Annotated in this window: 19 protein-coding genes; 12 read left to right on the forward strand and 7 right to left on the reverse strand. The window is 73.8% G+C overall.

Translation table 11 applies throughout. The features are described from left to right. From CCN35_RS09000 to CCN35_RS09025, 6 genes are all read left to right on the forward strand, one after another. Window positions 1–764 (forward strand): TrmH family RNA methyltransferase (locus tag CCN35_RS09000; protein WP_107501036.1); only part of this gene is annotated, 764 nt, incomplete at its 5' end. Window positions 765–817: 53 nt separating this feature from the next. Beyond that, window positions 818–1,963 (forward strand): sensor histidine kinase, encoded by a 1,146-nt coding sequence (locus CCN35_RS09005; protein WP_067394995.1) that lies wholly within the window; start codon window positions 818–820, stop codon window positions 1,961–1,963. Window positions 1,964–2,112: 149 nt separating this feature from the next. After that, a complete protein-coding gene (pheS, locus tag CCN35_RS09010; RefSeq protein ID WP_067394998.1) occupies window positions 2,113–3,234 on the forward strand; it encodes a phenylalanine--tRNA ligase subunit alpha in 1,122 nt (373 codons plus the stop codon). After that, a complete protein-coding gene (pheT, locus tag CCN35_RS09015) occupies window positions 3,234–5,738 on the forward strand; it encodes a phenylalanine--tRNA ligase subunit beta (RefSeq protein WP_067395001.1) in 2,505 nt (834 codons plus the stop codon). Before pheS ends, pheT begins: the two co-directional genes overlap by 1 nt. Window positions 5,739–6,059: 321 nt before the next feature. Continuing rightward, on the forward strand, window positions 6,060–7,400 hold the full coding sequence (locus CCN35_RS09020; protein WP_067395004.1) for an NsdA family TPR-like regulatory protein: 1,341 nt from the start codon (window positions 6,060–6,062) through the stop codon (window positions 7,398–7,400). A gap of 97 nt (window positions 7,401–7,497) precedes the next feature. Then, entirely contained in the window at window positions 7,498–8,028 is a 531-nt protein-coding gene (locus tag CCN35_RS09025; RefSeq protein ID WP_067395007.1) for an NUDIX hydrolase, read from the forward strand. Between the two features lie 39 nt (window positions 8,029–8,067). Here the strand turns inward: CCN35_RS09025 and CCN35_RS09030 are convergent, their stop codons facing one another. Next, the gene (locus tag CCN35_RS09030) at window positions 8,068–8,928 is read right to left on the reverse strand and encodes a 3-hydroxybutyryl-CoA dehydrogenase (RefSeq protein WP_067395061.1); all 861 of its coding nucleotides are present in this window, start codon (window positions 8,926–8,928) and stop codon (window positions 8,068–8,070) included. A gap of 183 nt (window positions 8,929–9,111) precedes the next feature. On the opposite strand from CCN35_RS09030, the gene CCN35_RS09035 reads away from it, so the two are divergent. Further along, entirely contained in the window at window positions 9,112–10,362 is a 1,251-nt protein-coding gene (locus tag CCN35_RS09035; RefSeq protein ID WP_086792157.1) for a glycoside hydrolase family 10-like protein, read from the forward strand. Here CCN35_RS09035 and CCN35_RS09040 read toward each other — a convergent pair whose 3' ends face one another. Together CCN35_RS09040 and CCN35_RS09045 are read right to left on the reverse strand one after the other, a co-directional pair. After that, complete coding sequence (locus CCN35_RS09040) at window positions 10,363–10,563, reverse strand: DUF1918 domain-containing protein (protein WP_067395011.1); 201 nt, start codon at window positions 10,561–10,563, stop codon at window positions 10,363–10,365. It lies immediately after the preceding gene. 72 nt (window positions 10,564–10,635) lie between these two features. Continuing rightward, window positions 10,636–11,550, reverse strand: coding sequence for a DMT family transporter (locus CCN35_RS09045; protein WP_067395014.1), 915 nt, complete (start codon window positions 11,548–11,550; stop codon window positions 10,636–10,638). On the opposite strand from CCN35_RS09045, the gene CCN35_RS09050 reads away from it, so the two are divergent. Both CCN35_RS09050 and CCN35_RS09055 read left to right on the forward strand, forming a co-directional pair. Then, complete coding sequence (locus CCN35_RS09050; protein ID WP_086792148.1) at window positions 11,549–13,348, forward strand: futalosine hydrolase; 1,800 nt, start codon at window positions 11,549–11,551, stop codon at window positions 13,346–13,348. The two genes, CCN35_RS09045 and CCN35_RS09050, sit on opposite strands and share 2 nt — an antisense overlap. Then, window positions 13,338–14,192, forward strand: a complete 855-nt coding sequence (locus CCN35_RS09055; RefSeq protein WP_086792150.1) for a 1,4-dihydroxy-6-naphtoate synthase — start codon at window positions 13,338–13,340, stop codon at window positions 14,190–14,192. The genes CCN35_RS09050 and CCN35_RS09055 overlap by 11 nt, the downstream gene beginning before the upstream one ends. Window positions 14,193–14,280: 88 nt before the next feature. Here CCN35_RS09055 and CCN35_RS29960 read toward each other — a convergent pair whose 3' ends face one another. After that, window positions 14,281–14,664 (reverse strand): cold-shock protein, encoded by a 384-nt coding sequence (locus CCN35_RS29960; RefSeq protein ID WP_067400169.1) that lies wholly within the window; start codon window positions 14,662–14,664, stop codon window positions 14,281–14,283. A 312-nt stretch (window positions 14,665–14,976) separates the two neighbouring features. Between CCN35_RS29960 and CCN35_RS09065 the strand changes: the two genes are divergently transcribed. Then, window positions 14,977–15,228, forward strand: a complete 252-nt coding sequence (locus CCN35_RS09065) for a hypothetical protein (protein ID WP_067400164.1) — start codon at window positions 14,977–14,979, stop codon at window positions 15,226–15,228. Here CCN35_RS09065 and CCN35_RS09070 read toward each other — a convergent pair. Next, on the reverse strand, window positions 15,204–15,839 hold the full coding sequence (locus CCN35_RS09070) for an HAD family hydrolase (RefSeq protein ID WP_067400160.1): 636 nt from the start codon (window positions 15,837–15,839) through the stop codon (window positions 15,204–15,206). The two genes, CCN35_RS09065 and CCN35_RS09070, sit on opposite strands and share 25 nt — an antisense overlap. A 142-nt stretch (window positions 15,840–15,981) precedes the next feature. Next, a complete protein-coding gene (locus tag CCN35_RS09075; RefSeq protein ID WP_086792152.1) occupies window positions 15,982–17,091 on the reverse strand; it encodes a hypothetical protein in 1,110 nt (369 codons plus the stop codon). A 160-nt stretch (window positions 17,092–17,251) separates the two neighbouring features. Here CCN35_RS09075 and CCN35_RS09080 point away from each other — a divergent pair, with 160 nt between their 5' ends. Both CCN35_RS09080 and CCN35_RS09085 read left to right on the forward strand, forming a co-directional pair. Beyond that, on the forward strand, window positions 17,252–19,831 hold the full coding sequence (locus CCN35_RS09080) for a helicase-associated domain-containing protein (RefSeq protein ID WP_086792153.1): 2,580 nt from the start codon (window positions 17,252–17,254) through the stop codon (window positions 19,829–19,831). Between the two features lie 98 nt (window positions 19,832–19,929). After that, complete coding sequence (locus tag CCN35_RS09085) at window positions 19,930–21,576, forward strand: DNA repair helicase XPB (RefSeq protein ID WP_067400149.1); 1,647 nt, start codon at window positions 19,930–19,932, stop codon at window positions 21,574–21,576. Here CCN35_RS09085 and CCN35_RS09090 read toward each other — a convergent pair. Next, window positions 21,531–22,173, reverse strand: a 643-nt coding sequence (locus tag CCN35_RS09090; protein WP_143631436.1) for a glycosyltransferase 87 family protein, incomplete at its 5' end; no start/stop codon positions are given. The genes CCN35_RS09085 and CCN35_RS09090 overlap by 46 nt on opposite strands.

Below are 22,173 nucleotides of genomic sequence, written 5' to 3' on the forward strand. Positions count from 1 at the left end.
AGGCCGTACGGGAGGCGGTGACGCACCGGGCGGCGGACGGCGGCGCCACCCTCGTCGAGCTGTTCACGACGGCCGAGGCGGCCGAGCGGCACGCCGACATCGTGGAGAAGGCCCGCGACGCCAGCGCCCGCGTCCACCTCGCCTCCGACGCCGTCATCGCGGACATCGCCACCACGGTCACCCCCCAGGGGATCGTCGGGATCTGCCGGTTCCTCGACACCCCGTTCGAGGAGATCCTCGCCGCCGGGCCCCGCCTGGTCGCCGTCCTCGCCCATGTGCGCGACCCCGGCAACGCCGGCACCGTCCTGCGCTGCGCGGACGCCGCCGGAGCGGACGCGGTCGTCCTCACGGACGCCTCCGTCGACCTCTACAACCCCAAGGCGGTGCGGGCCTCCGTCGGCTCGCTGTTCCACCTGCCCGTCGCCGTCGGCGTCCCCGTCGAGCGGGCCGTCGAGGGCCTGAGAGCCGCGGGCGTGCGCGTCCTGGCCGCGGACGGCGGAGGCGACCGGGACCTCGACGACGAGCTCGACAAGGGCACCATGGGCGGACCCACCGCCTGGGTGTTCGGCAACGAGGCCTGGGGCCTGCCCGCACACGTCCGCGACCTCGCCGACGCCGTCGTCCGCGTTCCCATCCACGGAAGGGCCGAGAGCCTGAACCTCGCGACCGCCGCCGCCGTATGTCTCTACGCGTCGGCCCGCGCGCAGCGCGCCCGCGGCGGATCCCGCTCCGCCGCGGAAGGCCGGAAAAGCCGGGAGAGCTAGTAGTGTGACCCGTTCGGGGGCCCTCTGCACCGGCTGAGAGGTGGAGTACGGGGATGAGTGTCGGTACCAGCAGCACACCGGGCACGCACAGGACGCGACGCCCGCCCGCACCCCGGCACGGTGACCCGACCGGACTCGGCATCGACCCCGACGACCTGCCCGACGGCCTGGTCGTCGCCGACGAGCACGGGCGTGTCGTCTGCTTCAACGCCGCCGCCGCCAGGATCACCGCCATCCCCGCCGAGAAGGCCCTCGGACAGCCCCTGGAGAAGGCGCTGCCCTTAGAGGACCTCGAGGGACGGCGCTGGTGGCAGCTGACCGACCCCTACGGCGGCCTGGCCATCCGCACCGGCCAGCCCGAGCGCAACCTCCTGCTGCACGGCGGCCGGGAGGTCCTCGTCTCGGCGAAGTACGTCCGCACCCGCCCCACCGGACCCGTCCGCCGTGTCGTCGTCACCCTCCGCGACACCGAGGCCCGCCGCCGCACCGAGCGCAGCCACGCCGAGCTGATCGCCACCGTGGCGCACGAACTGCGCTCGCCGCTGACCTCCGTCAAGGGCTTCACCGCGACCCTGCTGGCCAAGTGGGAGAGGTTCACCGACGACCAGAAACGGCTGATGCTGGAGACCGTCGACGCCGACGCCGACCGCGTCACCCGGCTCATCGCCGAACTGCTCGACATCTCCCGCATCGACTCCGGCCGGCTGGAGGTGCGCCGCCAGCTCGTCGACATCGGCGCCGCGGTCGGCCGGCACGTCCAGGCGTACGTCTCCGCCGGCCAGCCCGCCGACCGGTTCCTGGTCCGCATCGAGCAGCCGCTGCCCGAACTGTGGGCCGACCCGGACAAGATCGACCAGGTGCTGAGCAACCTCATCGAAAATGCCGTGCGGCACGGCGAGGGAACCGTCACCATTGACGTCATGCCCGCGCCCTCCCCCCGTGAGGGGGACGGCGCCGAGAAGACCGCCACATCGGTCACGGTGTGCGACGAGGGGCCCGGAATCCCGGAGGAGTTCATGAACCGCGTCTTCACCCGCTTCTGGCGGGGCAGCAAGCGGGGCGGCACGGGCCTCGGGCTCTACATCGTCAAGGGCATCGTCGAGGCCCACGGCGGTGTGATCACGGTCGGCCGCGCCCCCGGCGGCGGCGCGCAGTTCCGATTCGTGCTGCCCGTGGGCACCCCGGCGCACCTGCTCTGAGCGATCCGCCGAGGACCCGCGGGCGCCTTCGCCTTCCTTCGCCCCGTTAGACTCGACCAATGGCACCTTTGCGTCCGGTTCCGTGGACGAACGAGATTGTCTCCGGGCCGTGAACGGGGCAGCCCAGCCAATCGGAAGCACGGGAAGAGATGTCGGCACCCAACAAGTCGTACGACCCTGTCGAGGTCGAGGCGTTGAAACCGGAAGAGATCGAGCGCATGCGGGACGAGGCGCTCGCCGCCTTCAGCGCCGCGGACTCCCTCGACGCGCTCCACGAGGCCAAGGTCGCCCACACCGGCCCCGCCTCCCCGCTGGCCCTCGCCAACCGCGAGATCGGAGCCCTGCCCCCGCACGCCAGGGCCGAGGCGGGCAAGCGGGTCGGCATGGCCCGCGGCGCGGTCAACAAGGCGCTCGCCGCCCGCCAGGCGGAACTGGAGGCCGAGCGGGACGCCCGCGTGCTGGTCGAGGAGGACGTCGACGTCACACTGCCGTACGACCGCGTCCCGGCCGGCGCCCGCCACCCGCTGACCACGCTCTCGGAGCGCATCGAGGACATCTTCGTGGCCATGGGCTACGAGGTCGCCGAGGGACCCGAGGTCGAGGCCGAGTGGTTCAACTTCGACGCCCTCAACATCGGCCCGGACCACCCGGCCCGCGGCGAGGCCGACACCTTCTTCGTCCAGGGCCCGGGCGACGGCACCGACTCCGGCGTGGTGCTGCGCACCCACACCTCGCCCGTGCAGATCCGCTCCCTGCTCGAGCGCGACCTGCCGGTCTACGTCATCTGCCCCGGCCGCGTGTACCGCACCGACGAGCTCGACGCCACCCACACGCCCGTCTTCCGCCAGGTCGAGCTGCTCGCCGTGGACGAGGGCCTGACCATGGCCGACCTCAAGGGCACCCTGGACCACATGGTGCAGTCGCTGTTCGGCGAGGGAGTGAAGACCCGGCTGCGGCCGAACTTCTTCCCCTTCACCGAGCCGTCCGCCGAGATGGACATGGAGTGCTACGTCTGCCGCGGCGAGTCCGTCGGCAACCCCGACCGGCCCTGCCGCACCTGCTCCTCCGAGGGCTGGATCGAGCTCGGCGGCTGCGGCATGGTCAACCCGCGGGTGCTCACCGCCTGCGGTGTCGACCCGGAGAAGTACAGCGGCTTCGCCTTCGGGTTCGGCATCGAGCGGATGCTGATGTTCCGCCACAACGTCGAAGACATGCGAGACATGGTCGAGGGTGACGTTCGGTTCACCCGGCCGTTCGGGATGGAGATCTGATGCGGGTCCCGCTTTCCTGGCTGCGGGAGTACGTCGACCTGCCGGCGACCGAGACCGGGCGCGACGTCCAGGCCAAGCTCATTTCGGCCGGTCTGGAGGTCGAGACCGTCGAACAGCTCGGCGCCGACATCAAGGGGCCGCTCGTCGTCGGCCAGGTGCTCACCATCGAGGAGCTGGAGGGCTTCAAGAAGCCGATCCGCTTCTGCACCGTCGACGTCGGACAGGCCAACGGCACCGGCGAGCCGCAGGAGATCATCTGCGGCGCCCGCAACTTCACCGTGGGCGACAAGGTCGTGGTGGTCCTCCCGGGCGGTGTGCTGCCCGGCGGCTTCGAGATCAGCGCCCGCAAGACCTACGGCAGGATCTCCCACGGCATGATCTGCTCCAGCGACGAGCTGGGCATGGGCGACGACGGCAGCCAGGGCATCATCGTGCTGCCCCCGGAGACCGAGGTCGGCGCCGACGCGATCGAGCTTCTGGAGCTGGTCGACGAGGTCCTGGACATCGCCGTCACCGCCAACCGCGGCGACTGCCTGTCCATCCGCGGCGTCGCCCGGGAGACCGCCATCGCCTACGGTCTGCCGCTGCGCGACCCGGCCCTGCTCGACGTCCCCGCCGCGAACGACTTCGGCTACCCGGTGCGGGTCGACGACCCGCTCGGCTGCGACCGCTTCACCGCCCGCACGGTCTCCGGCCTCGACCCCGAGGCGCGCTCCCCGATCTGGCTGCAGCGCCGTCTGCAGAAGGCCGGCATGCGCCCGATCTCGCTCGCCGTCGACGTCACCAACTACGTGATGCTGGAGCTGGGCCAGCCGCTGCACGCCTACGACCGCGCCCGCGTCCAGGGCACGATCGGCGTGCGCCGGGCCAAGGAGGGCGAGGAGATCACCACCCTCGACGGCGTCAAGCGCACCCTGCACGCCGAGGACCTGGTCATCACCGACGAGCGCGGGCCGATCGGCCTCGCGGGCGTCATGGGCGGCGCCCACACCGAGATCGACGACACCGAGGGCACCACCACCGACGTCGTCATCGAGGCCGCCCACTTCGACCCGGTCGCCGTCGCGCGCACCGCCCGCCGCCACAAGCTGACCTCCGAGGCCGCCCGCCGCTTCGAGCGGGGCGTCGACCCGCAGGCCGCCGCGGCCGCGGCCCAGCGCACGGTGGACCTGCTGGTCCTGCTCGCGGGCGGCACGGCCGACGCCGGCGTCACCGAGGTGGTCACCCCCTCCGCGCCGCGCACCGTCACCATGCGGGCCGACCACCCGGACAAGGTCGCGGGCGTCGTCTACGGCCGCGAGACCGTGGTCCGCCGGCTGCAGGAGATCGGCTGCGACGTCGTGGGGCAGGACGAGCTGACCGTCACGGTCCCGTCCTGGCGGCCCGACCTGGCGGAACCCAACGACCTGGCCGAAGAGGTCATCCGTCTGGAGGGCTACGAGAACCTGCCCTCCACCCTGCCCAGGCTCCCCTCGGGCCGCGGACTGACCCGCCGGCAGCGGCTGCACCGCCGGGTCGGCCGCGCGCTGGCCGGGGCGGGCTACGTCGAGACGCCGACGTACCCGTTCCTCGCCGAGAAGGTCTTCGACCAGCTCGGCCTGGAGGCCGACGACCCCGCCCGCCGCGTGGTCAGGCTGGTCAACCCGCTCAACGACGAGGAGCCCGCGCTGCGGACGATGCTGCTGCCGGGCCTGCTCGGCGCGCTGCGCCGCAACGACGGCCGCGGCAGCCACGACCTCGCGCTGTTCGAGACCGGCCTGGTCTTCCACCCGCGCGAGGAGCAGCGGACCGCCGCCCGGCTGCCCGTCGACCGGCGTCCCACCGACGAGGAGCTCGCCGGACTGGCCGCCGCACTGCCCGAGCAGCCGCGCCATGTCGCCGTCGTCCTCGCCGGTGCCCGTGAGCAGACCGGCTGGTGGGGCAAGGGCCGCCCGGCCGACTGGGCCGACGCGGTCGAGGCCGCCCGGATCGTCGCCCGCGAGGCCGGGGCCGCCCTGACCGTCCGCAAGGGGACGTACGGGCCGTGGCACCCGGGCCGCTGCGCCGAGCTCACGGTCGTCGTGGACGGCACCGAGCAGGTCGTGGGCCACGCCGGCGAGCTGCACCCGCGGGTGCTCAAGACGCTCGGACTGCCCGCGCGCACCTGCGCGATGGAGCTGAACCTCGATCTGCTGGAGCGGGTCGGCAACGACCTTCCGCTGGCGCCGGGCATCTCCACCTTCCCGGTCGCCACCCAGGACGTCGCCCTCGTCGTCGACAAGGCGGTCCCGGCCGCCGACGTCGAGGCCGCGCTGCGCGAGGGCGCCGGTGAACTCCTGGAGTCCATCCGGCTGTTCGACCTCTACGAGAACGCCGAGCAGCTCGGCGAGGGCCGCAAGTCCCTGGCCTACGCACTGCGTTTCCGCGCACCCGACCGCACCCTGACGGTCGACGAGGCGTCGGCGGCCCGTGACGCGGCGGTGGCGCTGGCCGCCGAGCGCACGGGAGCGGTGCTGCGGAGCTGACACCCCCGGGAGCCGGTTTCCGCGGAAACCGGCTCCCACGGACGACGGGAACCGCGCGTTTCACCGACGGCCGTCCGCGCCCGGCCCGGGACAGGGGGGAACCGACCACGCGTCCGGGCCGAGCGCGGTGACCGGACCGCCGCACTGCTTCGAGGGGGGAGCCGGCGGCCCGGCCGGCCTCTTGGAGGAGGTATTCCAGTCAAACAGGACGGAACGCTCCGCGACAGCGCGCACACCGTGTGAAACCGGGTGCTTCGTTCACACCCCGTGTGAAGGCGGACGCACTACAGTGGCGCCACCGAGTCACCCGGGGGGGCACCCATGCAGCCCAACACCTTGCTCGACGCGATCCTGGACGAGGCCGGGATCTCGCACGCGGGCCTGGCGGCGCGCGTCAACCAGGCGGGACGCAAGCGCGGACTCGCCCTTCGGTACGAACACACCGCGGTGGCCCGGTGGCTGAAGGGCCAGCGGCCCCGCGGCCAGGTCCCCGACCTGATCTGCGAGGTGCTGTCCGCCCGCCTGCGCCGGCCGGTCACCCTCGACGACATCGGCCTGGGCGTGCCGGGCGAGCCGCCCGCCCCGCACGGAACCTCCCTGTCCGGCTTCGTCGAGCGCGCCACCGCCCTGTGGCGCTCCGACGAACAGCGGCGTCCCCACATCCTCGGCGCCCCCACCCTGTCCGGCACCTCCGCCGTCATGCCGGTGTGGGAGTGGGAGAACCCGCCCGAGGACACGGACGTCTCACGCGGCGGCCCGCGCCCGGTCACCGCGGGCGACATCGCGATGCTGCGCGCCGCCCGCACGCACTACGAGCAGATGTACCGCAGGGCCGGCGGCATCGCGACCCGCAGCCGGGTCGTCGGTTTCCTCAACGCCGAGGCCGCCCCGCTGCTGCGCGGCAGCTACGGCGACGCCACCGGCCGCCGGCTCCACCGCGCCACCGGCGCCCTGGTGGCGATCGCGGGCATCTGCGCCTACGACTCCGACGCGCACGGTCTCGCCCAGCGCTACTTCCACCAGGCGCTCCGGCTCGCGAAGGCCAGCGGCGACCGGGGACTGGGGGCGTATGTGGTGGCGCTGCTGGTCAACCAGTCGCTGTTCCTGCAGGAGTACCGCCAGGCCGTCGCCTTCGCCGAGACCGCGCTGCGCGCCGCCGACCGGCACATCACGCCCGCGCTCGCCTCCGACCTGTACGCGATGCAGGCCAAGGCGTACGCCCGCCTCGGCGACGGCACGAACGCACGGGCCGGCATCCACCGGGCCGAACGGGCCGCCGAACGCATCCGGCGCGGACACGAACCCGACGAGACCGGCTACGTCCAGCCGGGCCTGGTCAACGTCCAGGCGGCGGAGGCACTGCTCAGCCTCGGCGAGCTGGAGGCGGCGCAGGAGCACGCGAAGGCCGCCGTGGACACCCCGGCGCACGAACGCGGCCGGGTGCACCGCCTCGCCCTGCTCAGCACGATCGAGCTGCGCCGGGGCAACGCCGACAAGGCGGCGGCCGCCGCGAAGCGGATGGCCGAGCAGGCCCGGGGCATGGAGTCCCAGCGGCTGCGGGACAGACTGCGCGCGGTGCGCGAGCAGCTGGTGCGCAGCGGCTGCTCCGGCACCGCGGAGGCGGCCGAAATGATCGACGGAGCACTGCGCGTGCCGCTGTGACGACCCCGCCGTGCCTCCGGGCGGCTCCCCGTGCGCCTGCTGTGAGACCGCTCCGGCTTGCGATAGTGCCCCTGACCCGACGGAAGGTGGCGCAGCCGTGCAGTGGACGAAGCAGAGCGAACAGACCGTGTACGCGAACCGCTGGTTCACCGTCAAGCTCGCGGACGTGGGGCTGCCGGACGGCCGGCACCTCGACCACTTCCTCATCCGGCTGCGGCCGGTCGCCGCGGCCACGGTGGTGAACGAGGCGGGCGAGGTCCTCCTGCTGTGGCGCCACCGCTTCATCACCGACAGCTGGGGCTGGGAGCTCGCGGCGGGCGTCGTCGAGGAGGGCGAGGACATCGCGGCGGCCGCCGCCCGGGAGCTGGAGGAGGAGACCGGGTGGCGGCCCGGTCCCCTGCGCCATCTGATGAGCGTGGAGCCGTCCAACGGCCTCACCGACGCCCGGCACCACATCTACTGGTCGGACCGGGGCGAGTACGTCGGACACCCCGTGGACGACTTCGAGTCCGACCGCCGCGCCTGGGTGCCCCTCGAGCTGGTCCCCGACCTGGTCGCCCGTGGCGAGGTCCCGGCCGCCGGCATGGCGGCGGCGCTGCTGCTCCTGCACCACCTCAGACGGGGATGACGGCCGGGCACGGACCCGGCCGGGGACGCGCTCGGCGGGTCAGTTGTAGGTGTAGAAGCCCGAGCCGGTCTTGCGGCCCAGCCGGCCGGCCTCCACCATCCGCTGGAGCAGCGGCGGAGCGGCGTACAGCGGCTCCTTGTACTCCTCGTACATGCTCTGCGCCACCGAGGCCACCGTGTCCAGGCCGATCAGGTCCGACAGCTTCAGCGGCCCCATCGGGTGGGCGCAGCCCAGCTCCATGCCGTTGTCGATGTCCTCGCGGCTGGCGATGCCCGACTCGAACATCCGGATCGCGGAGAGCAGGTAGGGGATCAGCAGCGCGTTGACGACGAAGCCGGAGCGGTCCTGGGCGCGGATCGCGTGCTTGCCGAGCACCTTCTCGGCGAACAGCTGCGCCCGGTTCAGCGTGTTCTCGGAGGTGGTGAGCGCCGGGATCAGCTCCACCAGCTTCTGCACCGGGGCGGGGTTGAAGAAGTGGATGCCGATCACCTGGTCGGGCCGCGCGGTGGCGACCGCCAGCTTCACCAGCGGGATCGAGGAGGTGTTGGAGGCCAGGATCGCGTCCGGCCGGGTCACCACCTGGTCCAGGACCTGGAAGATCTCCGTCTTGACCTGCTCGTTCTCCACGACGGCCTCGATCACCAGATCGCGGTCGGCGAACTCGCCGAGGTCGGTGGTGAAGTGCAGCCGTGCCTGCGTCGCCTCCCGTTCCTCCTCAGTGATCTTGCCGCGTTCGACGGCCTTGGCCAGGGAGTTGAACAGCCGGGTACGGCCGATCTCCAGGGCCTCACCGGTGGTCTCGGCGACCCTGACGTCCAGGCCGGCCCGGGCGCACACCTCGGCGATGCCCGAACCCATCTGGCCGCAGCCCACCACTCCGACGCGTTCGATGTCCGTCACGACGTCCGTCACATCGTCCCCTTCGCTGATCTACGGCGTGGGGCAGGCGGCCTCTGGTTCGGTGCCTGCTCCGATCGTGCACGTTACCCCTGCGGCACCACTGATCGATCGGCCGGGTCGGGCATGCTGGCCCGGTGCACGATCCGTGACGGAGCGGATCCAGGACGTTGCGGGATGGTCCGGATGAAGCGGATGACACGACGGGCGTTCACCGTCACCGCGCTGTCGGCCCTGACGGTCGCCGCGGGCACGGCCACCGCGAGGGGAGGTCCGCACCCGGCCGCGGACGCCCGCGGCCGCAGCACCGTCACCGAGATGCGCGGCATGTGGCTGGCCACCGTGGACAACCGCGACTGGCCCTCGCGCGCCGGGCTGAGCGCGGCCCGGCAGTACGGCGAGCTGGTCGCCCTGCTCGACGCGGCGGTGCGCTGCCGCCTCAACACGGTGATGCTCCAGGTGCGCCCGACCGCCGACGCGCTGTGGCCCTCGCCGTACGAACCCTGGTCGCAGTACCTGACCGGGGTCCAGGGCGGGGACCCCGGCTGGGACCCGCTCGGCACCGCCGTGCGGGAGGCGCACGCCCGGGGCCTGGAGCTGCACGCCTGGTTCAACCCGTACCGGATCGCCCGCCACGCCGACCTGTCCCGGCTGACCGCCTCCCATCCGGCCCGCAGACACCCCGACTGGGTGGTCTCCTACGGCGGGATGCTCTACTACAACCCCGGTCTGCCCGCCGTGCGGGCCTTCGTGCAGCAGGCGATGCTCGACGCGGTGCGCGGATACCCCGTGGACGGCGTCCACTTCGACGACTACTTCTACCCGTACCCGGTGGCGGGCCAGTTCTTCGACGACGACGACGCCTACGCCCGTCACGGCGGGGGCTTCCCGGACCGGGCCGCCTGGCGGCGGGACAACATCGACCGCCTGGTGCGGGAGATGGCCGAGGCCGTCCGGAGGATCCGGCCCGGCACACGGTTCGGGATCAGCCCCTTCGGGGTGTGGCGCAACGCCTCGAGCGATCCGCGCGGCTCGGACACCTGGGCGGCCGTCCAGGCCTACGACGATCTGCACGCGGACACGCGCACCTGGGTCGAGGAGGGCTGGATCGACTACGTCGTCCCGCAGCTGTACTGGAACATCGGCTTTCCCGCCGCGGACTACGCCGCCCTGCTGCCCTGGTGGGCCGAGGTGGCCCGGGGCAGCCGCACGCAGCTGTACGTGGGGGAGGCGCTGTACAAGGCGGGCGACCCGGCCCAGGGCCCGGCCTGGCGGGACCCGCGGGAGCTGTCCCGCCATCTCGCGTTCGCGGCCGGGCACCCCGAGGTGCGCGGCCATGTGTTCTTCGCCGGGACGGAGGTCGCGGCCGACCCGGCGGGTGCGATGGCGCGGGTGGTCGCCGACCACTACCGGCAGCCGGCGAGCCCCCCGCGGTGATCAACGCTTCTCGTGTTCCTTCCGGCGGACGACCTGGCAGTCGGGACCGGGGGACATCACGGCCTCGTGCCCGTCGGGGAAGCGGACGCGGTAGGGCGGGTTGCCCTCCCGGCCCAGCACTTCGACGACTTCGGAGATCTGGTCGCGCTGGCCGACCACCCTGCCGTGCTGGACAAGCCGGTCACCCACGGATGCACGCATCTGCGGGACCTCCTCACCGTGTACGGGGCGGCGATCTTCGGTTGTCGGACCCGTGCGCGAGGCGCGGGCGGATCAGCCGCGCGCCCGCTGGGTGACGGTGATGCAGATGAGCACGGCGACGGCCGTGAGCGGAGCGGCCGCCGTCGGACGCTCACCGAGCAGCAGCACCGACCACACCAGTGTGAGCAGGGGCTGGGCCAACTGCAACTGGCTGGCCTTCGGAATGCCGATGGCCGCCATGCCCCGGTACCACAGGACCAGACCGAGGAACTGCGAGCCCGCCGCGACCCACAGCAGCCCGGTGACGCTGTGCACGCCCAAGTGCACCGGTTCGTACGCCAGTGCGAGCGCCGCACCGGGCACGGTGAGCGGCAGACAGAGCACCAGCGCCCAGCCGATGACCTGCCAGCCGGGCATGACGCGGGCCAGCCGGCCGCCCTCGGTGTAGCCGGCGGCGCAGATCAGCAGGGCGCCGAAGAGATAGCCGTCGGCGGCGACCAGGGTGCCTCCGCTCTGCTGCACGGTGAAGCCGACGACGGCCGCCGCGCCCGCCAGCGCCGCCCCCCAGAATGTGCGCGAGGGCCGGGAGCCGACGCGCAGCGCGGACAGCAGTGCCGTGGTCAGCGGCAGCAGGCCCACGACGACGGCGGCGTGCGCGGTGGTGGAGGTCTGCAGGGCGAGCGTGGTGAGCAGCGGAAAGCCGAGGACCACCCCGGCGCCCACGACCGCGAGCCCGGGCCAGTGACGGCGTGCGGGCGGGGGAACGCGCAGCGCCAGCAGACAGCCGCCCGCGAGAACGGCGGCGAGCACGCTGCGCACGGCCACCAGCGACCAGGGCCCGAATCCCTCCAGTCCCCAGGCGGTGGCCGGGAAGGTCAGGGAGAAGGCGATGACACCGAGGGCGGCCTGGAGAAGGCCGGCGGGGGAGGGGGCCGGGTCGGCCACCGCTATTGACGCGGGGGAAGTAGCGCTACTCTGTGCTCTCATGCAACAGCGTAGCAGCGTCGACGAGCTCGCCCGGAAGCTGCGACAGGAGCTGAAGCGCTATCCGCCTGGTGGAAAGCTTCCGTCGAGCCGGGCCCTTGTCGAACGCCACCGGGTGAGCCCTGTGACCGTCTCGCGGGCCCTGGCCCAGCTGGCGGCCGAGGGCCTGGTGGTCACCCGGCCCGGGGCCGGCGCGTTCCGCGCGGCGCGGCGCCCGCCGGCCGCGCCCGCCGGCGACACCTCCTGGCAGGAGGTCGCGCTCAGCGCGGACGGCGCCGCCGATCTCGTACCGCGCACGGTGGACGCCTCCGGCGTCACGGTCTCGCTCGCCGCACCGCCGCCGGGCGTGATCGAGTTCAACGGCGGTTATCCGCACCCCTCCCTCCAGCCCGAGCGGGCCATGGCCGCGGCGCTCTCCCGTGCGGGCCGCCGCCCCGGAGCCTGGGGCCGGCCACCGCTGGAGGGGCTGCCGGAGCTGCGCGAGTGGTTCGCGCGGAGCATCGGCGGACCGGAGGGCACCGTCACCGCCGCCGAGGTCCTGATCACCGCCGGCGGCCAGTCCGCGCTCACCACCGCCCTGCGGGCGCTCGCCCCGCCCGGCGCCCCGGTGCTGGTCGAGTCGCCCACCTATCCGGGCATGCTGGCCATCGCCCGGTCCTCCGGGCTGCGGCCCGTGCCCGTGCCCGTGGACGCCGACGGGGTGAGGCCGGAGCTGCTCGCCGACGCGTTCCGGGCGACCGGCGCCCGTGTGTTCGTCTGCCAGCCCCTGTTCCAGAACCCCACCGGGGCCGTCCTCGCCCCCGATCGGCGCGCACGGGTGCTGCGGACCGCCCGCGAGGCCGGTGCGTTCGTCGTCGAGGACGACTTCGTACGGCGGCTCGCGCACGAGGACTCCGGCCCCCTGCCGCCCCCGCTCGTCGCCGACGACCCGGACGGCGTGGTCGTCCACGTCGGCTCGCTGACCAAGGCCACCTCGCCCAGTTTCCGGGTGAGCGCGCTGATCGCCCGCGGCCCGGTCCTGGAACGGCTGCGCGCCATCCAGGTCGTCGACACCTTCTTCGTGCCCCGGCCCCTGCAGGAGGCGGCCCTGGAACTGGTCGGCTCCCCCGCCTGGCCGCGGCATCTGCGCACCCTCGCCGCCGAGCTGAAAAGCCGCCGCGACGCGATGACCGCCGCGCTGCGGCAGCACCTGCCCGACCTCGTGCTCGCGCACATCCCCTCCGGCGGCTACCACCTCTGGCTGCGCCTGCCCGACGGCACGGACGAGTCCGCCCTGACCGCCGCCGCCCTCGGCGGCACCCCCTACGGCCTCGTCGTCTCCGCCGGTATCGCCGGGGGCTTCGCGCCCGCCGCACCCGTCGGCTCCCTCGTCGTCGCCGACGAGATCACCGTCGCCGACCTGGGCGCCGAGACCGGCGACGGCTTTCTTCCGGTGACCGAGCTCGGCTTCGGCACCATCACCCACCGTCCGCCCGAAGCACTCGTACGAGTGATCGCGGAGGCCACCGGGGCCCGGACCGGAACCGTTCTGACCGTCTCGACGGCGACCGGCAGCGCCGCCCGGGCCGACGCCCTGCGCACCCGCCACCCCCGTGCCCTGGCCGAGGCGATGGAGGGGTTCGGGGTGGCCGAGGCAGCCGCCGCGCACCACGTCCCGGTGCTGGAGATCCGTGCGGTCTCCAACCCCGTCGGCCCGCGCGACCGTGCCGCCTGGCGCATCGACGACGCCCTGGCGGCCCTGACCGAGGGCTTCGGGAAGCTCACCGACGTCCTCACGAGGTGGAATCCCCATGAGCCCTGACCGCCGGCGTCTGCGGATCGCCTACTCGCCCTGCCCCAACGACACCTTCGTCTTCGACGCCCTCGCCCACGGCCGCGTCCCGGACGCGCCCGCGCTCGACGTCACCTTCGCGGACATCGACGTCACCAACGGCATGGCCCAGCGCGGCGAGTACGACGTGCTGAAGGTGTCGTACGCGGTGCTGCCGTACGTCCTCGACACCTACGCGCTGCTGCCGTGCGGCGGCGCGCTGGGCCGGGGCTGCGGGCCGCTGGTGCTCGCCCGGGAGCCGGACACCGCGCTGAGCGGCCGTACGGTCGCCGTGCCGAGCGAGACGTCGACGGCGTACCTGCTGTTCCGGCTGTGGGCGGCGGACACGGTCCCCGGCGGGGTCGGCGAGATCGTGGTCATGCCGTTCCACGAGATCATGCCGGCGGTACGGGACGGGAAGGTCGACGCGGGACTCGTCATCCACGAGGCGCGCTTCACGTACCACACCTACGGCCTGCACAAGCTCGCCGACATGGGCGAGCACTGGGAGAGCACCACCGGGCTGCCGATCCCGCTGGGGGCGATCATCGCCAAGCGGTCGCTGGGCGAGGAGACGCTGACCCGGCTCGCCGACTCCATCCGCGGGTCCGTACGGGCCGCGTGGGACGACCCGGAGGTCTCCCGGCCGTACGTCATGGAGCACGCCCAGGAGATGGACCCGGCCGTCGCCGACCAGCACATCGCCCTGTACGTCAACGAGTTCACCGCCGACCTCGGCGAGGACGGCTACGCGGCCGTCCGCGGGCTGCTCACACGTGCAGCGGCCGAGGGACTCGTACCGCCCCTCGGCCCGAACGCGCTCGACTTCCCGTGACCCGGACCGGTCCCACGGCCCGGGGCACGGGCTCCGGGCCCGTCGTCCGGGTCCCGTCCGCGCACGCTCACGCGTCCCGTCGGCAGGCTCATACGTCCAGCTGGTCGGCGACCGCGCGCAACATGCCGGCGACCTTCTTGCCGGAGGACTTGTCGGGGTAGCGTCCCCGCCCCAGCTCCTGGGCGACGCCCTCCAGGAGCGTGGTCAGGTCCTGCACGATGGAGGCCAGCTCGTCCGGTTTCTTGCGCTGGGCGGCGGCGACCGACGGCGTCGGTTCCAGGATCGTCAGAGAGAGGGCCTGGTCACCGCGGTGCCCGGCGACCACCCCGAACTCCACCCGCTGTCCCGGCCTGAGTGTCTCCACTCCGGCGGGGAGCACCGAGGAGTGGACGAAGACGTCACCGCCGTCGTCGCGGGAGAGAAAGCCGAAGCCCTTCTCAGCGTTGAACCACTTCACCTTGCCGGTAGGCAAAGCACGCACCCCATCTCACCGGTGAGCCGAACCACTGTTGCCGCAGGTCAGGCTATCTAGCGCTCGCTCGTGCCTGCCGTTGTCCCGAAGCCTCCCCAGCTCTTTACCCCTCGTCAAGCCCGCCCACGCCAGTCGGCCGAACCCGGCCGATCGGTGCATGGAGGGCACGCTCGCCCGGGGCGGGGAGACACGGGCACATCTCAGCACACCGAGGATATGCGGCTGCAACTTGTTTCCTCCCCCGGCGGCTGCTGGGACCGTACGCTCCCGACCGACACCGACACGCACCTTGCGGGGAACTACCCTGTCCGGGTGCGTGAAGAAACCCGAACCACCCCTCCCGCGGCCGGTGACGGACTGATCCGGGCCGGCGCCGTCGTGTTCATCGTCGGCGCGGTGGCCTCACTCGTCACGATCGCGCCGCTGTTCCTGGGCACGAAGCCCTTCCCGACCTACATGTTCGGCCTGAGCATGCTCATGGGCGTCGGCTTCCTGATCGCGGGCATCGGTGTGCTGCGGTCGATCGCGGCGGGCCGCCGTCAGGCGCGCGGCGCCTCCCGGTAGCCCGCCAGCCACTCGGGAAACCCGGTCAGGTCCGGCAGGACGACGTCCGCGCCCGCCGCCCGCAGCTCCTGCTCGTCGCAGGGACCGGTGGTCACCGCCACCGACAGGGCACCCGCCCTGCGGGCGCCGCGCACATCGCCGACGTGGTCGCCCACGTACACGCTCGCGCCGTACTCGCGCAGCGCCTGGGCCTTCTGCTCGGCCCACAGGTCGCCGATCACCGCGTCCGGCTCGATGCCCAGGTGCTCCAGGTGCAGCTTGGCGTTCGGCTCGTACTTGGCGGTGACGACGATCGCCCGCCCGCCGCGCTCCCGCACCGCCGCTATCGCCTCGCGGGCGCCGGCCAGCGCGGGCGTGGCGGGGACGGCGTGGGCCGGGTACATCTGCCGGTACATGCTCCCCGCGGCCTCGACCTCGTCGGCCGGGAACCAGTTGATCAGCTCCTGCTCGAGCGGCGGACCGAGCCGGGTGACCGCCAGGTCGGCGTCGATGTACGTCCCCGTCCGCTCCGACAGCGCCAGGTAGCAGGCGCGGATCCCGGGGCGGGAGTCGATGAGGGTCATGTCGAGGTCGAAGCCGACGGTCAGGGGGCACGCGGTCATACGGGCCATTGTGCCCGGGGGCCGGAGCGGGCAGACGCCGGATCGGTGTGACGTACAACCATGTGCCGGCGGGCCCTGCGCGCGGTGCCGCCGGTGCGGATGGTGCGGGCGGTGCCGCCGGTACGGGCAGTGCGGGCGGTGCGGGCGGTGCTCACCGACGGCGCTGCGAGCGCCAGATCAGGAAGAGGGCCGAGAGCACGGCCGCGGCCCGCACCACCCACGGCCAGGTCTGCTGGACCGCGTCGCTCATCTGGTCCTGGGCGATGGGGGTGCCCCAGCGGCCGTCGGCGCGTCCCCACAGCCACACCACTCCGGCCGTGAGGGCCAGGCCCGGCAGGACCATGACGGCCCACTTGGACTCCGTCGGGGTCAGCCGCCGGGAGCCGTACGCGATCAGCCAGCCGAGCAGCAGCGCGAACAGGTTGCCGAGGACCGCGCCGGCGACCAGCAGTCCGGCCGCGAGCAGCAGCAGCGGGTTGCGCAGGCCCCCCTTGACCAGGGACAGGCCCAGCCGCCGGCGCGCGGCCGGCGCCTTCCGCGGCTCGGCCTCCTCCTCCGCCGCCGGGTCCGTGCCGGCGGCCTTGCCGGGTGCGGGGCCGGGCCCGGCGGGGTCCTTCGGCGGCGGGGGCTTGAGCAGCTCCGGGACCTCCACCCCGCCCACGAAGCCGGGCACCTCGTCCCCGATGCCGAGCGAGGGGCCGTCCAGGTCCCACCAGTCGGGGCGGGCCGTCGAGTCGCCGAGCTCCGCGGCGGTCGCCAGATGCGGCGGGGCCGGGCCGTCGAGCGGCGCGGGCGTCGTCCTCGGCTGCGACGAGCGCGGCCGGGGCACGAACGGCACGACCTTGCGCAGCCCCTTGGGCTGCTCCTGATCCGCCCCGGACGTCCCGGACGGACCGGGTGCACCGGCCGGCCCGGACGCCGAGGACGGCGGGGAGGCCGGGGCCGCCGGGGAGACGGCCGTCCCGGGGTCCCGCTGCACGGGCACGGACGGTTCCGGCGCCCGCGGTCCCGCCCCGCCCGGGCCGCCCGTCTCCGTGCCGCCCGCCGCGGCGACGACCTCGTCCGGGCTGCCGAGCCGGGCGAGGATGCGGCGGACGGCGGCGGGGCTGTCCACCACGGCCCGGGCCCGTCGCCGTTCGATCTCGTCGCGCAGCTCCGCGACCAGGCGCATCCGGGCGGCCGAGGACAGGTGCCGCTGCTGAGCGACGTCCCCGACGCGGCTCAGATACTCGTAGACGACCTGATCGCTCTCGATCCCCACGGAACCCCTCCGGGGTGGCTGGCCGATGCTCCCGCGGGACGACGGTAGCGCAGGACGGGGCCGTCGAGCCCGTACGACAGCCGGGGGACAGGGGTGTTCGAGCCGATCAGGGACCAAGGGCACGGTCCCTCCGGGACCACGACCCGCTACCGTGGGTCGGATGAGCAGCGATGAGCAACCGCCGGCTCCGCGGTCCCTCGCGGAAGCGCTCCGCGCACGCGACGACGCCTCCCTGGCCGCCCTCCTGCGCAGCCGTCCCGACCTCATCACACCCGTCCCGACCGACCTCACCCAGCTCGCCACCCGCGCCGGGACCCGCGCCTCGGTGGCGCGCGCCCTGGAGCGGCTGGACCGGTTCGCCCTGCAGACCGCCCAGGCCCTCGCGGTGGCCGGCGACCCGGCGACCTACGACGAACTGCTCGGCCTGATGGCCTCCGACGACCGGGACCCCGTCGTCGCCGCCGCGCTGCCCCGCGCCCTGGACACCCTGCGCGAGCAGGCCCTCGTCTGGGGCGACGACGACCGGCTGCGCCTGGTGCGCACGGCCCGCGAACTGCTCGCCCCGCAGCCGCGGCGCCCCTCCCCGACCGGGCTCGGGCCGACCGTGAAGGAGGCGACGGCGGGCATGTCCCCGGGGCGGATCCAGGAGATCCTGGCCGCCGTCGGCCTGCCCTCGACGCACGACTCCGTCTCCGCCGTCGCCTCGCTCACCGCCCTGTTCACCGACCGCGAGCGGATGTCCGCGCTGCTCTCCGAGCTCCCGGCCGACTCCCTCGCCGTCCTGGACCGCCTGGTGTGGGGCCCGCCGTACGGCCAGATCACCCCCGAACCGGCGCCGCACCTCCGCCATCTGCTCGACCGGGGGCTGCTGCTGCCCACGGCGCCCGGGACCGTCGTCCTGCCCCGCGAGGTGGCCCTGCATCTGCGCGGAGGCCGCGCCCATCGCACGCCCGAGCCGGTGCCGCCCGCCGTCGAGACGGCCGCCACGCACCATCCACAGGCTGTGGACGCGACGGCGGCCGGACAGGCGCACACCGCCCTGGCCACCGTGGAGGAACTGCTGAAGGGCTGGGACGAGGGCGGACCGCACGTGCTGCGCGCGGGCGGCCTGAGCGTGCGCGACCTCAAGCGCACCGCCGTCGCCCTCGACGTGCCCGAACCGGTGGCCGCCTTCTGGGTCGAGCTCGCCCACCTCGCCGGGCTGGTCGCCTCCGACGGCGAGGCCGACGAGCGGTACGCGCCCACCCCCGCCTGCGACGAGTGGCTCGAGCAGCCCGCCGCCGAACGCTGGGCCCGTCTCGCGGCGGCCTGGCTCGTCTCCACCCGCACCCCGGGGCTGGTCGGCGAGCGGGACGCCAAGGACCGCACCCTGTCGGCCCTCGGCCCCGGGCTGGACCGCTCGGCGGCACCGGAGGTACGGCACCGGGTGCTCACCCTGCTCGCCGGGCTGCCGGTGGGCGCCGCGCCCTCCGCCGAGTCGGTGCTGGCCCGGCTGCGCTGGGAACGGCCGCCGCGGGGAGTGCAGCGGGAGGACGAGCTGCGCGAGAGGCTGGCCCGGTGGGCGCTGTCCGAGGCGGAGCTGCTCGGCGTCACGGGACGCGGCGCGCTGTCCGCGCACGGACGCGCGCTGCTGGGCGCGCCGCCCCCGCCCGCACCGGCGGCCGAGCCGGCCGCCGAAGAGCACGCCGAGCCCGTGGGTCCCGGCGACAAGCTCCCCGTCCACCAGCACCACAAGCACCCGCAGCACCACCGGCCCGGACCGGACGCGGGCCCGCCAGAGCCCCCGTCCCTCGCCGAGCGGACCGCCGCCGCGGCCCGCGCCCTCGCCCCGCTCCTGCCCGAACCCCTGGACCACGTCCTGCTGCAGGCGGACCTCACGGCGGTGGCGCCCGGCCCGCTCCAGCGGCCGCTGGCCGACATGCTGGACCTGCTCGCGGACGTGGAGTCCAAGGGCGGCGCGACCGTCTACCGGTTCACCCCCGCCTCCGTGCGCCGCGCCCTGGACGCCGGCCACAGCGCCGCCGACCTGCACGCCTTCCTCGCCGCGCACTCCCGCACACCGGTGCCGCAGCCGCTCTCCTACCTCATCGACGACGCGGCCCGCCGCCACGGGCATCTGCGGGTCGGCGCCGCCTCGTCCTATGTGCGCTGCGACGACGAGACACTGCTGGACGAGATCCTGGCCGACAAGCGGTCCGCCGCCCTGCGCCTGCGCCGTCTGGCGCCCACCGTGCTCGCCGCGCAGGCCGATCCGGCCACCCTCCTCGAGGGGCTGCGCGCCATGGGTCACGCCCCGGCCGCCGAGTCCGCCGAGGGCGACGTCGTGATCACCCGGACCGCCTCCTACCGCACCCCGCCGCGCACCGCGCCCGAGCCGGTCCCGGAGAGCCCGCCGCCCCCGGACGCCGCCCTGCTCGCCGCCGCGATCCGCGCGATCCGGGCGGGCGACCGGACCTCCGCCGCCCCGCGCACACCGGCCGCGCCCCCGGCCGCACAGGGCGAGCTGCCCCGCACCAGCTCCGCCGAGACCCTCGCCGCCCTGCAGGCCGCCGTCCTCACCGGCGAGACCCTGTGCATCGGCTACATCGACGCCGAGGGCACCGCCGGCCGGCGCGTCGTCGCACCGGTCCGGGTCGAGGGCGGCCTCGTGACGGCGTACGACCACACGGCGGACGAGGTCCGCACCTACCCGCTGCACCGGGTGACGGGAGTGGCCGAGCTCGCGGAGGACGAGCGGTGAGCGGCGCCCCGCCTCCCGTTCCCCCTCGTTCCGCCCTTCGGTGATCGAGGTCCGGTGGGGCACACTGGACGTTTGCCCCCACGGAAAGGGTTCCGCGTGTGAATGGTCCCCTGATCGTCCAGTCCGACAAGACCCTGCTGCTCGAGGTCGACCACGAACAGGCCGACGACTGCCGTCGGGCCATCGCGCCGTTCGCCGAGCTGGAGCGGGCGCCCGAGCACATCCACACCTACCGGATCACCCCGCTGGGCCTGTGGAACGCGCGGGCCGCCGGGCACGACGCCGAGCAGGTCGTGGACGCGCTCGTGCAGTACAGCCGCTACCCCGTGCCGCACGCGCTGCTGCTCGACATCGCCGACACGATGGACCGCTACGGGCGGCTGACCCTCACCAAGCACCCGGCGCACGGCCTGGTCCTGACCACCACCGACCGGCCGGTCCTGGAGGAGGTGCTGAAGTCCAAGCGGATCACCCCGCTGGTCGGCGCCCGCATCGACCCGGACACCGTGGCCGTGCACCCCTCCGAGCGCGGGCAGATCAAGCAGGTGCTGCTGAAGCTGGGCTGGCCGGCCGAGGACCTGGCGGGCTACGTCGACGGCGAGGCGCACCCGATCGAGCTGCGCGAGGACGGCTGGGCGCTCAGGCCCTACCAGAAGCAGGCCGTGGAGAACTTCTGGCACGGCGGCAGCGGAGTGGTCGTGCTCCCCTGCGGGGCCGGCAAGACGCTGGTCGGCGCGGGGGCGATGGCACAGGCGAAGTGCACCACCCTGATCCTGGTCACCAACACCGTCTCCGCCCGGCAGTGGAAGCAGGAACTGGTGCGGCGGACCTCGCTGACCGAGAACGAGATCGGCGAGTACAGCGGGGCCAGGAAGGAGATCCGCCCGGTCACCATCGCGACGTACCAGGTCCTCACCACCCGGCGCAAGGGCGTCTACCCGCACCTGGAGCTGTTCGACTCCCGGGACTGGGGGCTGATCGTCTACGACGAGGTGCATCTGCTGCCCGCGCCGGTCTTCAAGTTCACCGCGGACCTCCAGGCCCGGCGGCGCCTCGGGCTGACCGCGACCCTGGTGCGGGAGGACGGCCGCGAGTCGGACGTGTTCTCCCTGATCGGCCCGAAGCGGTTCGACGCGCCCTGGAAGGAGATCGAGGCCCAGGGCTACATCGCGCCCGCCGACTGCGTCGAGGTCCGGGTGAACCTGACGGACTCCGAGCGGCTGGCGTACGCCACCGCCGAGGCCGACGAGAAGTACCGCTTCTGCGCGACCACCGACACCAAGCGGAAGGTCGCGGAGGCGATCGTCCGCCGTTTCGCCGGGCAGCAGATCCTGGTCATCGGCCAGTACATCGACCAGCTCGACGAGCTGGGCGAGCACCTGAACGCCCCGGTGATCAAGGGCGAGACGTCCAACGCCCGGCGCGAGAAGCTCTTCAACGCCTTCCGCGAGGGCGAGATCAACGTCCTGGTGGTGTCGAAGGTCGCGAACTTCTCCGTCGACCTGCCGGAGGCCACCGTCGCCATCCAGGTCTCGGGCACCTTCGGCTCCCGTCAGGAGGAGGCCCAGCGCCTGGGCCGGGTGCTGCGCCCGAAGGCCGACGGCCACCAGGCCCACTTCTACTCGATCGTCGCCCGCGACACCATCGACCAGGACTTCGCCGCCCACCGCCAGCGCTTCCTGGCCGAACAGGGCTACGCCTACCGGATCATGGACGCGGACGAGTTCCTGGCGGAGGAGACCTGACCGGGCCGTGAACGGCCGTCCCGGCGCCGGCACCGCCCCAGCGCGACCGCCGTGAGCAGGGCCAGCCCCAGCAGGACGTAGGGCGAGGCCAGGGGCTCCTGCCACCAGGCCAGGTGCAGCTCCTGGCCCCTGCGGGGGACCAGCCACATGGTGCGGACGGTGAAGAGGACGGCGGTGAGCATGGCCAGGACACGGCGGTCCTCGGCCAGGAGGACGGCGATCAGCGGGACGCACCACACCCAGTGGTGGGACCAGCTGATCGGGGAGACGAGCAGCGCGGTCAGCGCGGTCAGCAGCACGCCCCACCGCTCGCGCGGCGCCCGGCACGCCAGCCACAGCCCGACGACGCCCACCACGACGGCGGGCAGCAGCCAGGCCGGGCCGGGGGACGGCTCCCCCAGCACCCGGGCGACCAGGCCCTGCAACGACTGGTTGGCGGCGATCCACGGCTTGCCCACCCGGTCGGTGTCGAAGAGGTGACGGGTCCAGTAGTCGACGCTGGCCGCGGGCAGGGCGAGCGCGCCGACGGCCACGGTCCCGGCGAAGGCGGCCGTCGCGGTGGCCGCCTCGCGCACCCGCCCGCGCAGCAGCAGATGG

Source organism: Streptomyces thermovulgaris (assembly GCF_002155915.1).
In the GTDB taxonomy this organism is placed as follows: Bacteria; Actinomycetota; Actinomycetes; order Streptomycetales; family Streptomycetaceae; genus Streptomyces; species Streptomyces thermovulgaris.

Coding starts and splice junctions, on each gene's coding strand:
- CCN35_RS09040 (WP_067395011.1), bottom strand. CDS start 10,563: ATGCGTGCATCCGTGGGTGACCGGCTTGTCCAGCACGGCAGGGTGGTC.
- CCN35_RS09080 (WP_086792153.1), top strand. CDS start 17,252: ATGAGCAGCGATGAGCAACCGCCGGCTCCGCGGTCCCTCGCGGAAGCG.
- CCN35_RS09055 (WP_086792150.1), top strand. CDS start 13,338: ATGAGCCCTGACCGCCGGCGTCTGCGGATCGCCTACTCGCCCTGCCCC.
- pheT (WP_067395001.1), top strand. CDS start 3,234: ATGCGGGTCCCGCTTTCCTGGCTGCGGGAGTACGTCGACCTGCCGGCG.
- CCN35_RS09050 (WP_086792148.1), top strand. CDS start 11,549: ATGCAACAGCGTAGCAGCGTCGACGAGCTCGCCCGGAAGCTGCGACAG.
- CCN35_RS09020 (WP_067395004.1), top strand. CDS start 6,060: ATGCAGCCCAACACCTTGCTCGACGCGATCCTGGACGAGGCCGGGATC.
- CCN35_RS09035 (WP_086792157.1), top strand. CDS start 9,112: ATGAAGCGGATGACACGACGGGCGTTCACCGTCACCGCGCTGTCGGCC.
- CCN35_RS09045 (WP_067395014.1), bottom strand. CDS start 11,550: ATGAGAGCACAGAGTAGCGCTACTTCCCCCGCGTCAATAGCGGTGGCC.
- CCN35_RS09070 (WP_067400160.1), bottom strand. CDS start 15,839: ATGGCCCGTATGACCGCGTGCCCCCTGACCGTCGGCTTCGACCTCGAC.
- CCN35_RS09005 (WP_067394995.1), top strand. CDS start 818: ATGAGTGTCGGTACCAGCAGCACACCGGGCACGCACAGGACGCGACGC.
- pheS (WP_067394998.1), top strand. CDS start 2,113: ATGTCGGCACCCAACAAGTCGTACGACCCTGTCGAGGTCGAGGCGTTG.